Source organism: Paraflavitalea devenefica (assembly GCF_011759375.1).
Lineage (GTDB): Bacteria > Bacteroidota > Bacteroidia > Chitinophagales > Chitinophagaceae > Paraflavitalea > Paraflavitalea devenefica.
The window spans coordinates 217891-231103 of record NZ_JAARML010000008.1; the positions used below are offsets into that span (position 1 = coordinate 217891).

The 13213-nt window shown below is 46.0% G+C and carries 8 protein-coding genes and 1 tRNA gene; 7 read left to right on the top strand and 2 right to left on the bottom strand.

Going from position 1 to position 13213, the window contains the following annotated elements; all coding sequences use genetic code 11:
- The first annotated feature begins 35 nt into the window (after nt 1–35).
- From HB364_RS31105 to HB364_RS31115, 3 genes are all read left to right on the top strand, one after another.
- The gene (locus HB364_RS31105; RefSeq protein ID WP_167292349.1) at nt 36–1286 is read left to right on the top strand and encodes an ABC transporter permease; all 1251 of its coding nucleotides are present in this window, start codon (nt 36–38) and stop codon (nt 1284–1286) included.
- Nucleotides 1287–1314: 28 nt separating this feature from the next.
- Nucleotides 1315–2343, top strand: a complete 1029-nt coding sequence (tsaD, locus tag HB364_RS31110; RefSeq protein ID WP_167292350.1) for a tRNA (adenosine(37)-N6)-threonylcarbamoyltransferase complex transferase subunit TsaD — start codon at nt 1315–1317, stop codon at nt 2341–2343.
- A 106-nt stretch (nt 2344–2449) separates the two neighbouring features.
- Nucleotides 2450–3163 carry a tRNA1(Val) (adenine(37)-N6)-methyltransferase gene (locus tag HB364_RS31115; protein WP_167292351.1) on the top strand — a complete coding sequence of 238 codons (714 nt, stop codon included), beginning with the start codon at nt 2450–2452 and terminating at the stop codon, nt 3161–3163.
- Between the two features lie 21 nt (nt 3164–3184).
- Here HB364_RS31115 and HB364_RS31120 read toward each other — a convergent pair whose 3' ends face one another.
- Complete coding sequence (locus HB364_RS31120; RefSeq protein WP_167292352.1) at nt 3185–4387, bottom strand: NAD(P)-dependent oxidoreductase; 1203 nt, start codon at nt 4385–4387, stop codon at nt 3185–3187.
- Between the two features lie 240 nt (nt 4388–4627).
- Here HB364_RS31120 and HB364_RS31125 point away from each other — a divergent pair, with 240 nt between their 5' ends.
- The 4 genes from HB364_RS31125 (at nt 4628) to HB364_RS31140 (ending at nt 9802) form a co-directional block, all read left to right on the top strand.
- The gene (locus HB364_RS31125; RefSeq protein WP_208420161.1) at nt 4628–5050 is read left to right on the top strand and encodes a globin domain-containing protein; all 423 of its coding nucleotides are present in this window, start codon (nt 4628–4630) and stop codon (nt 5048–5050) included.
- A gap of 63 nt (nt 5051–5113) precedes the next feature.
- Nucleotides 5114–8116, top strand: coding sequence for a sensor histidine kinase (locus HB364_RS31130; RefSeq protein WP_167292353.1), 3003 nt, complete (start codon nt 5114–5116; stop codon nt 8114–8116).
- A gap of 30 nt (nt 8117–8146) precedes the next feature.
- Nucleotides 8147–8914: a LytR/AlgR family response regulator transcription factor gene (locus tag HB364_RS31135; protein WP_167292354.1), complete on the top strand. Its 768-nt coding sequence runs from the start codon at nt 8147–8149 to the stop codon at nt 8912–8914.
- Nucleotides 8915–9718: 804 nt separating this feature from the next.
- Nucleotides 9719–9802: transfer RNA gene (locus tag HB364_RS31140), tRNA-Leu, on the top strand.
- Nucleotides 9803–9973: 171 nt separating this feature from the next.
- On the opposite strand, the gene HB364_RS31145 is transcribed toward HB364_RS31140, so the two are convergent.
- On the bottom strand, nt 9974–12367 hold the full coding sequence (locus tag HB364_RS31145) for an ABC transporter permease (protein WP_167292355.1): 2394 nt from the start codon (nt 12365–12367) through the stop codon (nt 9974–9976).
- Between the last annotated feature and the right edge of the window lie 846 nt (nt 12368–13213).

Genomic DNA, 13213 nt, shown 5'->3' on the forward strand with positions numbered 1-13213 from the left:
ATGACCATTGGCGGGGAACCCTTAAATTTGACTCTATGCGGCGCGTATTCGAAATATTAGGCAGCAGCCTCAACCTTACCTGGCAGGAATTCAAGTCCCACAAGATCCGCACCCTGCTCTCCCTGAGTGGGGTCGCCTTCGGCATCTTCTGTATCATTGGCGTACTGGCCGCAGTGAACAGCCTGGAATATGCCGTACAGAAAGACATCAAAGCGCTTGGCTCCAATACCGTTTATATTGACAAATGGGAATATGCCGATGGTGGCAACGACTACCCCTGGTGGAAATACGTAAAGCGGCCCGATCCGGCTTACGAAGAAATGGTCATGCTCAAGAAAAGAGTGCCGGCGGCCGCCAATGTAGCTTTCAACATCAGCACTTCCGGCAGCCTGGAGCTGGACGACAACACGGTTTCCGGCGTTAACTACTACGGCATTACAGAAGAGTTCTCCAACATTCAGCCCATAGACATACAACTGGGCCGTTACCTGCAGCAGTCCGACTTTGATTATGGCTCCAATGTATTTGTTATCGGTTACGAAGTAGCCGTCAACCTCTTTGGCAATGCTGAAAAAGCGGTAGGCAAAACCGTCAAAATGAAGGCAGGTAAAAGAGGATTGATCGTAGGGCTCATCAAAAAGCAGGGCAAAAGCATTGTAGGTGGCTGGGAATATGACAACAGTATCCTCATGCCGCTTGGCTTTATGAAAGAGATGGTACGCGAAAAATACAGCAATCCCATCATCATGGTACAGGGCAAGGAAACCGTACCTATGGAACAGTTAAAAGATGAGCTCACGGGCGCTATGCGTTCTGTGCGCAAACTGAAGCCTACCCAGGAAAATGATTTCTCCCTCAATGATATTGACGCTTTCAGCAGCTTTGCCAGTGGCATCTTCAGCAATATCAACAAAGGCGGATGGGCCATTGCTGCGCTCTCGCTGGTAGTGGGCATGTTTGGCGTAGCCAACATCATGTTCGTGACTGTACGGGAACGCACCTCACAGATCGGCCTCAAAAAAGCCATTGGCGCCAAAAGCTCTACCATACTCACCGAATTCCTGCTGGAGTCGGCCTTCCTATGTATCATGGGTGGCCTGCTGGGCTTGTCGGGCGTATTCATGCTCACCCTGCTCTCCACGGCAGCAGGATTCCCCGTTTTCATTGCGGCCGATATCTTACTGCTGGCCATCTCCATCTGCATCGTTGTAGGGGTACTGGCTGGTATCATTCCCGCTTCTATTGCCGCCCGCATGAATCCGGTGGAAGCCATCAGGTCCAAATAAGGGGCAAAGAATTACCTTTGCAGCCCTTATGAGCATTTCCATTTTGGCGATAGAGTCTTCCTGCGATGAAACCTCGGCGGCTGTTTGCCGGGACGGTATTATCTTATCCAACATCATTGCCAGCCAGAAAGTGCATGAGCAATACGGTGGCGTGGTGCCGGAGCTGGCTTCCCGGGCGCACATGCAGAACATTGTACCGGTAGTGGATAAAGCGATGCGGGATGCAGGGTGCAGTATGCAGCACCTCAATGCCATTGCCTTTACACAGGCCCCCGGCCTCATCGGTGCTTTGCTGGTAGGCGCCCAGTTTGCCAAATCCCTCTCCCTCGCCCTCAATATTCCCCTCATTGCGGTGCACCACATGCAGGCACATGTATTGGCCAACCTGATCCCAACAACGACCAATGGCCAGCCCGATCCCAAACCCTCCTTCCCCTTCCTTTGCCTCACGGTAAGTGGTGGCCATACCCAGATCGTGCTCTGCGAGTCGCCCCTCAATATGACCGTCATCGGTGAAACCATGGACGATGCAGCGGGGGAAGCATTTGATAAATCGGCCAAGATACTGGGACTACCCTATCCCGGCGGACCGCTGATAGACAAATATGCCCAACAGGGAAATCCCGACAGGTTCAGGTTTCCCGAGCCCCAGATACCCGGACTTAATTTCAGCTTCAGTGGCCTTAAAACAGCCATCCTCTATTTCCTGCAGGAAAACACGGCCGCTGATCCCCAATTTGTAGCCAAAAACCTGCCGGACATTTGCGCTTCCATCCAGCAGCGCATCATTACCATCCTCCTGAATAAACTCAAAAAAGCCGCTATTCAAACAGGGGTCAAAGACATTTGTATTGCCGGCGGCGTATCGGCCAATAGCGGACTACGCCAGACCCTGGAGCAATGGGGACAGCGGTTCAGGTGGAATACCTTTATCCCCGCATTCCAATACTGCACCGACAATGCCGCCATGATTGCCATCACAGGTTATTACAAGTACCAGGCTGGCAGCTTCAGTGACCTGGGCGTTAGTCCCACGGCCCGGGCAGAATGGAAGTAGTTAGCGGCTGATTACTCGTCGCTTTCAGGTATAATTACTTATGGCCGGTCTTGTAGGTCGTTTTACCTTTATACCATAAACTACCACCTGCAACCAATGAGCGACTATGGCCAATAGCTACTTTCAGTTTAAACAATTTACCATTCACCAGGACCAATGTGCGATGAAAGTATGCACCGATGCCTGCATACTGGGCGCCTGGTTTGCAGCCAAGCTACCCGATTACTACAATATACTTGACATTGGCAGCGGAACAGGCTTATTAATGTTGATGCTGGCGCAGCAAACCGAATCAGAAATACATGGTATTGAAATAGACCTCGCCGCTTTTAAACAACTGAAAGAAAACGTAGGACAGAACGGCTGGAAAGAAAGGCTGCGGGTATTTCCGGGTGATGCCCGTACCTACTCCTTTCCCCTGAAATACAACTTTATCATCAGCAATCCCCCCTTCTTTGAAAACGACCTTCCTTCCGATGCGGATGCGGAACAGGTAGCGAAGCACAGCAAAATGCTGAAGCTGGAGGAACTGGTACAGGCCATTGATGACAACCTGGATAGCCAGGGCAGCTTTGGTGTATTACTTCCTTTCCATCGCTGGAGCTACTTTCATGAACTGGCCACCCGCCAGGGCTTCCACCTCGTAGAACACCTGACCGTAAAACAAACACCCCGCCACACTCCTTTCCGGTCCATCTTACAATACAGCCGGCACAAAGAAAACTTTGCACCGGAATACGAGCTCATCATCCAAAAAGAAGAAGGCGGGTATACGGATGATTTTATAGAATTGCTGAAGAACTATTATTTGTATTTGTGAGATCAGCGATCGTATGCTCCGTCAAACGCCGGCATAGTCACTCAAATAATCAAAGTGTGGTGTGAGTTTTCCTTTATCCAGCATGGTGGCCCGCTGTATAACCCCCGATCCATTACGCTTGACCAGGTCTTCCAGTATATACTTAATAAGCTGTTCGCCAAAATAGCGGCTGGCATCACGGGGCAGTTCATTGGGCAGGTTACCCACCGCCATTACATCAATGCTCCCGGGCAGATAGGGCGCTGTCTTTTGTAGCGTCCGGCGGTCTACACCATATACGGGATCTGCAATCGTCTGGTCGCCGAGGTTAATGGGCACGGAACCATGTGCATCATCGGTAATATCAGCAATCGTTTGTATACGGAAAGAAGACTCACGGATGTCTTGCGCCTCAAACAGGCGGGGAATATTTTTATCCCAGTAAATACCATTCATCAGCACATCGGTTTCACGGGCATAAGGCAGAAATTTGCCCGTATATTCCTCCGGCTGCTCATGAAAATGGGCACGGTTATACGCCCCACTGGAACGATGTTGGTAAAGATCGCCTCCTTTCAGTTGGGTATATACAGGATACGTGTATTGCCGTTGCAGGTATTCATCCGGCTCCACTTCATGCACACCCATCAAGTTCATGATCTCCAGGATGCCATGCGCCACCCGTCCGCTGCCGGTTACCACGATCTTAATGGCCGGGATACGCAAACCAAAATAAGTATGGATCAGTTCATGAAAGCTCTTTTGTTCACACACCCGTACCAGGTCATAAGCGCCGGAACGTTTGCCCCAGGCCATCATACCATTGTGGGCGCCTACCACACCGGCAAAAAAACCAAAACCAATAATACGCTGACCATCCTCATGCTCCAGGCACTCATAATCAATCAGCGTGATCTGATGATTCATCATGGCGCGGAACAAAGCCTGGTTATAAGGCTGCTTTTTGCGGGTATGGGAGAAAAACAGGTAGGTTTTGCCGGGGATCAGCATACTAACAGGCACTTCCTTGATGCCAAAAAGAATATCGCAGTCATTCACGTCCTCCTTTACTTCAACCCCCGCCTGCCGGTATTCCTTGTCAGTAAAGCAACGCTGCGGGGACGATTGCACGACGATCTGTACATCACCTGAGTTCTTATGGATCCATTTACATTGAGCCGGGGTAAGGGCTACGCGGTTGTCTGAAGGTATTTTTCCTTCCCGTATCAATCCTATCCTGATCATAATTGTATCTTTGCCATGAGTTACAAATGTAATGGATACTAAATAAAACTAAACAGGCATCCTCATGTGGCGAAAAGTATGGAACATCGTGCGTAAACTCTTATTGCCCAAAAAAAGTTGCTGCAAATAGCCGCAGCCGGCCATCCTTAACGGTTCATTTGATTTTTGCCCCGCTTCAGGTAAATTCTTTCTTCCCTGTATAATAACTGATGCATCTTTAGCAGTAACAACACTGTTACTATGATGCAGCTTACTCATGAACAGGTAGCATTGATCAAAAAAAGCTGGACGGTCTTCCGCACCATGGATCCCAGGCTGGTGTGCGAGGTATTCTATGGGAAATTATTCTATGAGCATCCCTCCCTGCGACGTATGTTTCCCCGGGATATGGAGGAGCAATACAACAAACTCATGGATATGCTCAACAGGATCGTGGCACGGCTGGACCACCATGCAGACATGACGGCCGAAATACAGGCCATGGGCAAAAGGCATGCAGCCTATGGCGTAAAGCCGGAACAGTACGAACCTGTAGGAGAAGCCCTGCTCTGGACATTGGAACAGGGCCTGGGGGCCGACTGGAATGAAGAAGTAAAACAGGCCTGGCGCACCTGCTATACCCACCTGGCCACGGTGATGCTGGAAGCAGCCAAAACGCCTTAGCCCTACTACACGTCAATAAAAATAGTTGGGTGCACCCGCCGCAATATTTAATTTGAAGCCGTAATGAGAGCTACTTTATTTATCATCCTCTTTATTGTTCAAAGCCTGGCAGCGGCAGCACAATCTGCTTCGTACAACTTTCATAGGGTGACATTGAAAGATGGCCTCAGCGATGGTGTCGTATTTAATATGACGAGGGATAAATACGGCTACATCTGGCTGGGATCACAAAGTGGCCTTAACAGGTACGATGGACACCGGGTGGTGAGCTTTATCCATAACCCCAAAGACAGTTTTTCAGTTCCGCGCGACTTTGTGCATACCCTATTTTGTGATGATGCCGGCAACCTGTGGTTTGGTTATGATGATGGACTTTGCCGGTATGATTACGCCAACCGCCGGTTTGAAATAATACCCGCTACTAAAAACACAGCCGTCAATGAAATAAGGCAGGCCGGGAAAGATACCCTTTGCCTGTTAACCACAAAAGGGGTGGCTATCTTTGATACCCGGCGCGGGCAACTCAGTTTTGCCGGACCGGGCACACAGGAAGCCTGGGTAGGTCGCCCCCTCTATGAAGGATGGGTATACAAGTCGGTGCTATATGCTGCCACCCGCGAAGGTATAGGCGTATATGACATCCATACCAAACAATCCCGCATACTGTCCATGAAACCAGGTATTCGCACACCGGTAGAAAGAGTAGTCATAGACAGCAGCGGCACTCTGTGGGCATCTGCTTTTGACAAAGGAGCTTTTCTATACAAAGGCGTACAGCAGAATACTGCTTTTGAAACCATTACTGCGCATCAGTATGATAAGCACGGTACCACATTCGATGTCATCATGGACCTGTGGGTGGATCCGCACAACAGGCTTTGGATTGCCACCAACTGGAACGGGCTTATCTCCGTCAACACACAGGACAATTCTTATTTCGCCCTGACCAATAATTACCGTCTGCCCAATAGTATCCCGGATAATCGTATCAACAGGATCTATATGGACAGGCAGGGCTTTATGTGGCTGGGTACCGAAGGTACAGGCGCCGCTTATTTCCGGCCCGATTATAACCTGTTCAGCATCTTTTTTCCCGAACCGGTAAAATACCTGCGGCCGCATATATGGACAAGGGCTGTTGCGGAAGATAAAACAGGCAACCTGTGGATGGGCACCGGCGTAGGGCTCATCAAACAACCTGCCGATAATGGCCCTGCTGTTGTATTCAACCGGAATGAAGCCACCGGCAAAGGCACATTACATTCCAATTCGGTCAGGACCCTCTTATGCGATAAAGAAAACAATATCTGGATAGGCACTGCCTCCGGGCTCAACAGGTACCATACGCAACAAGGCCGCATGGAGTTCCTGGATAAAAAAGACTCCGTACCCTATACCTTTTGCTGGTCGCTCCTGCAGGACAGCCAGGAGACCATTTGGCTGGGCTGCCGGGCCGGACTGCGTTATAAACGCAAAGGAGAGAATAAGTTTCACAGCCTGCAGGGGCACCCGGTATTACATCCTTATGCCCGTTATGATGTGCGGGCATTACTGGAAGACAGCCGGGGAAACCTCTGGATAGGATTCAATGGAAAGGGATTGTTGCTGTATGAGGTAGCCGCTCAAAAAGCCACCTGGTGGGAACAGGTGGGGGAAACCGGCAATCCCATTGGCAACATCATTACCTCCATGGCAGAAGACAGGAAGGGCATCATTTGGTTCAGCAGTTACCACGGCATAGCTGCCTATGATTACCACACGGGAGCCTTTACTTCCTACAAAGACCTGCAGGCCATGGAGTCGCTGCAGATCTCCGGACTGCAGGTAGATGATGCAGACAGGCTATGGCTTTCCTCTGTAAAAGGATTGCTGATGCTGGATAAGAACAGAAGAGTATTCAAAAAATTTGGCACCCAGGATGGCCTGCCCGATATGCAGTTCAGCGACCAGGGATCTTTCCGGCTAAAAGATGGCCGCTTTGTATACGCCACTTATGATGGCTTTGTGGCATTTGATCCGCTTCAATACAAGGAAAAGAATCATTCTGACAATATCATCATCTCTTCTTTTGTGATCAGGGACGATGTCACCACTACCCTGTCCATGCTTACTGAAAAAGATTCCCTGCAACTGAAGCCTGCCCAGAACTTTTTTAGCATTGAACTGACGGCCTTTAACTATTCCAATCCCGCAGAAACCTGGTATGCTTATAAGCTGGAAGGATTTGATAAGGACTGGACCTATACCCGCAACCGGACCGCCAACTATACCAATGTGCCCGGCGGCCACTATACCTTCCGGTACAAAGCCTCTTCCGATCCCAGTGCCTGGAGTGAAAAAGAAAAGCAACTGCCCATCCATATAGCTACTGTTTTTTACAAAACACGCGTCTTTATCATCGGCGTCATCATCCTGTTGCTGGTCTTGCTTTGGGCCCTGTACCGTTACAAGACAGCTCAACAGGAAAAGTGGATGAACCTCGAAAACAAAGCACAAAGACTGGAAAAAGAAAAGGCGCAGGTACTATATGAGAACCTTAAGCAACAACTCAACCCCCACTTCCTCTTTAATTCGCTTACTTCCCTCAGTGGTCTCATCAGGACAAAGAACCCGGCGGCCGGCAGCTTCCTGGAAAGCCTCAGCAAAACCTACCGGTACATTCTCAAAAGCAGCGACCATGAAACCGTCACCCTGGAACAGGAAATAAAATTCGCCCAGGCTTACATACGCCTGCAGCAAACAAGGTTTGAAAAGGGACTGGAAATAAACATACAGGTACCACCCGACATCCAGCAACGGAAGATCGTACCTGTTACATTGCAGAACATGATCGAGAATGCCATCAAGCACAACATCATTGATGAAGAATGCCCCCTGGTCATTGACATCTACACAGAGCAGGATGCGGTGATCGTTCGCAACAACCTGCAAAAAAAGAACTCGGTGGAAACCAGCAACAAGAAAGGCCTCGCCAACCTTCAATCATTGTACCGTTACCTGTCGGACAGGCCGGTGAACATTAAAACAGACAATACGTATTTCCAGGTGACCATTCCGCTTTTATAGCCCTTACTATAACATATAAAAATAGGTAGCATGACAGCCGTAATTATAGAAGATGAAAGTATCATAGCCGGAGAGCTGAAACAGAAAATAGCCACGGTGGCAGAAGATATCCGGATAGCCGAAATACTTCCCAGCTTAAAAACAGCCCGGAAATGGTTTATGCAAAATGCGGAGCCCGACCTTTTGTTTATGGACATACAGTTGAGTGATGGTGTGAGCTTTGAGTTGTTTGACCAGTTCAACCTCAACTGTCCGGTCATCTTTACCACAGCGTATGACGAATATGCCATCAGGGCCTTTAAAGTAAATGGCATCGGCTACCTGCTCAAGCCGGTTGATGAAGAGGAGCTGAAAGCGGCTATTGACAAGTGCCGCAACAGGTTGAAAGTGCAGAGTCCCCAGCCGGGCTCTATGGAAGACCTGCTGCAGGCATTGCGCAACAATGGTCCCAACCCTTTATACAAGGAGAAATTCATCGTGAGTGTGCGCAATAACTGGATACCGGTGGCCACAAAAGACATCGCCTGCTTTATGCGGGAGAACCTGAACTACCTTTTTACCTTTAGTGGTGAAAAATACATCCTCGACTACTCCACCCTCGAAGAAATTGAAGAGTTGGTAGATCCCCGGCTCTTTTACCGGGCCAACCGGCAATGTATTGTGCACATAGATGCCATCCAGAGCGTGAAGCCGCACGAAAACCAAAAGCTGTCCCTCTACCTCAAAGCGCCCTTAAAAATGGAGTTTGACATCAGCCGGGAAAAGGCACCCGCCTTCAAAAAGTGGTTCGACCGGTAGGCGTAGTTGCCGCCGGTCCGTAAGGACTCCTATGGAGGTGGGGATTAAATGGGCGGTTAATGGGCTGGTAATGCTCAGGGAATGGCCTGAACCTTGCACTGGTACACTATAGAAGGGTACCTATTTAGAGCACTCCAGTGCGCTTTTCAGTGCATTCCATGGCCAGGTTTAGACCACTTCACTACCACCCGGCGCCCACACTCTGTCCGGCTGTCCTTTTATTCGCTTTTCCTTATTAAATGCTTCGTACCATGTTCGCTATTCCTTCGCTCCGCTTCGCTCGGGAGCGAACATGTACCGAAGCAATAGCGAAGCGGAAGCGAAGAACAAGCGAAGAAATGACCGGATACGGGTACTTGTCTTACCAGTACCTACCGCCTTTCCGGTTATTTCAACTGAGACGCTACACAATCCAGGATGGCTTGACGCAATGGCCAATAAAGGCAAGGAAAATTGTAAAACATTGAATATCAATAAAAAGCTGGGAGGATTGAGGTTGCTTAGGCGGGAGTGGGAGGATGCATGGCTGTACATCGGCTTCACTATGAAGGATGTACGGAGGCATATCGCTGTAAGGTCGCTGAAACGTCGCCGGAAGGCCGTTGAGAGGTTGTTATAATGCCGCGGGAAGGGACGGCGTTTTTATGACCGCAACCGGGGAAATGAAGACGTCATACGTATTTTTAATATATAAACCATACTCTATAACAATTTACAAAATCCAAGCTTTATGGCCAAACCCATTTTACTCCGATTTTGGACGGAATGTTACAAATGCGTAATATTGCACCCCCAAGATTATTGGCCCAGATGGCGGAACTGGTAGACGCGCTAGACTCAAAATCTTGTTATCGAAAGGTAGTGCAGGTTCGATTCCTGTTCTGGGCACGAAAAAAGAAAAGGCTTTAAGTCGTTGGACTTGAGGCCTTTTTAGTTTAGAGTAATTTTTCTTTTATCGACTAGAAATATTAAGTGATTGTAAAAGAGTAGTTTGGGTGGTTCGATTCCTGACGCCGGGCATAGCAGAAAACCAAATGTTGGTGGTAGTTTTTCTCCTAATTATTCCGTTCTCAAACTCTTTACAGGATTTGCAAGTGCTGCTTTTACTGTTTGAGTGCTTAATGTAACAATTGCAATCAACAACATGGCAAATCCACATGCAGCAAAAATCCACCAGCTAATGCTGGTTCGATAGGCAAAATCCTGCAGCCATTTATTCATTGCCCAGTAAGCCAGCGGCGTTGCGATTACAGTTGCCACAATTACCAATTTCAAAAAATCTTTACTGATCAATTGTACAACGCTGCCGACACTTGCACCCAGCACTTTTCTGATGCCGATTTCCTTGGTCTTTACCTGTGCTGTATAAGTGGCTAATCCAAATAAACCCAGGCAGGAAATAAAAATGGCGATGGCTGCAAAAGTTGTAAACAAAGTGCCTGCACGCTGTTGGGATTGGTAATGCGATTCAAATGTCTTATCAAGAAAATTATAAGAGAAAGGTGCGTTGTTTGCATATTTTTTATACTGCTGTTCTACGGCTTTGATGGATGCCTGAGCACCTGCTCCAGTTGTTCGTACATATAAAGTGTTCTTTAATCCAGACGTTCTTATTAATAAAGGTGCAATAGGATCTTTCAACGATTTAAAATTAAAATCTTTTATTACACCTACTATTTCTCCATCGGCTTTCCCGTAGCCAATTTTTGTGCCGACATAGGGAGGTTTTAAACCCATAGCTTTTACTGCCGTTTCATTCAAAATATATTTATTATCATTAGAAGACGTTCCCGTAAAATTTGTTCCTGCAATAAGCTGGTACTTCATCGTAGGTATAAAATTTTTATCAGCCTGTACACGCCAAACTATAAATGGAACATCATCTGTTTTTCCATCCCAAATAATATCTCCTGAAATCTCTGTTACATTTGTAACGTCTGCCGCGCTGCTAAACGAAACATTTAATATGCTCTTTTGCAATTGCAATTCATTTTCTATAGCGTCAGCACTTTTCGCCGCTTCTTTGGGAAATGAAACCGTAAAAACATAGTTCTTATCGTAACCCAAATCTTTATTTATTATATATGCCATTTGTTTTCCCATTACAATTGTACTAACTAACAATATGAACGAGATTACAAATTGAAGAACGACTAATGATTTTCTAAATGAAGACGTTTTAATACCCAAAAAACTTTTATCGCGTATGGCGCCTAAAGGATTGAAAGATGATAATAACAGTGCGGGATAAATGCCTGAAATTAGTATTGTTCCTAAAAGTGCGAAAAACAATATTTTTAACATAGAAAAATTGGAGAGGGAAAGAACTAATTGTTCGCCTGTAATTCTATCATACAGCGGCTTCAATAAAGTGATTAAAACAATTGCAATAAAAACAGCAAACCCGAATGTCAATACTGTCTCAGTAATGAATTGCAAAAACAATTGCCTTCTTTTTGCTCCAATGATTTTTTTTATACTTACTTCTTTACTTCTTACAAGTGCACGAGCCGTAGAAAGGTTTACATAGTTAATACTTGCTATGATCAATATTAATATTGCAACAAGCAACATTATTCTTACCATTTTTAATGCAGAATTGTCGCCATCAATTCCTGTAAGATGAAGGTCTCCTAAGTTCTGCAATTGAAAAGTTGTCGCAGCCTGACCATTGTCTGTTGCATTAAATAAATGTGTAAGTTTTGTTTCAATACCCGGAATATTAGCATTTGGATTTATCAGAAGAAATGTTCTGAAACTATAATCGTTTACATCTTCATCAATTGTTTTCCAACCATGATTGCCGCCATGAGCTGTGAATTGCTGAGCATAATAATCTACCGGAAAAATAGCGTCGTATTGCAGAGAAGAATTATGAGGAAAGTCTTGCAAAACGGCTGTTACCGTGAAACTGTTTTTGTCAAACCGCACAATTTTGCCAACGGCGTCATCTGTACCAAATAATTTTTTTGCTGTTGATTGTGTAAGTGCTACAGAATGCGCATTCGGCAAAAAGGTATTAAGGTTACCATGCAACAATTTGTAGTTGAAGAAGCTTATAAAATTACTGTCGGCATAAAGAATATTGTTATTGTCGAATACTTTTGTAAGATCGATATTGGACAATACTTTATCAGATAGTGTTGGATTTTCATCATCACTTACTAATCTTAAAACAGAAATTACATCCGGAATTTGTTTTGCCATTATAGATAATGGTGCGGGTGCCCCTTGCCAGACAAGTGATTTTACTTCTAAAGTAATGTGCGAATTTACCTGGTAGATATTTTTATACAGATGGTTATATTTATCGTAGCTGAGTTCATTCTGCACCCAAAGAAGCAACATAAATCCTGTAGCCAATCCTACAGCCAAGCCGCCTATGTTCAGGATACTGTAAAATTTGTTGGCTTTCAAATTGCGCCATGACGTTTTGAAATAATTTTTCAACATTTAAAACGATTTGATAATTACCGGACACTAATCTAATGCAATTGATCCATAATCTTGGTAACCTAACTAAATTATCAAGTAAGTGATTTACAGTTGGTGTATGCTTTTGATATGGAACTGCCTGATTTTAATACAACTAGATTGAAATAAATTTGAAGTTGTCAGGTTGTGTCCAAATAAAATTGCCACCAACACTTTAATATATGTCGTTAACCGGCTTTCGCCCAAAAAATAAGTATTGAAAATGAAAGGAGTAGTATTCGCTTTTAAAATTGTTACGGCGCAAATACAAACAAATCGTATTACCAGCCCTTTGTTCCATTCCCCCTAAATCATTAAAAAATCCTCAAATCTTGCATCGAGATTACTAAAAGTTGAAGAAAATATTGGAAGGTATTTTCACCCTTTTATAATTTAAGAGACAATAACCTGAAATCAATAAGCTGATTCTGTTTTGAATATCAACAATTTAATGTAGATTCTTGCGCATGTTGACCCAGGGCTCCTGTTTATGTTGACCCACCATTCTTGCATGTTGACCCACCCTTTAGAGCGCGGGTTTAATCACAAATTCCTGCATGTTAACCCACACGCACAAATGGAAGGTAAAAGGCCTTCCGGTCAGATTCCTGCATGTTGACCCACCTGCTTGTAAAGATTCCGCAAAATAACTTACTGACATTCCTGCATGTTGACCCACTCCTGAGGCAATAAGAGCTCCTGAGCTTTGATGTCTTTTGCTCCTTAAAACAAACAGGAGCATGGCACAAAAACCCATAGCGATGGAACACTTAAAACAGCTTCTTCAACTTCAAAACGACGGGATCGGTATCCGGGAGATGGCCC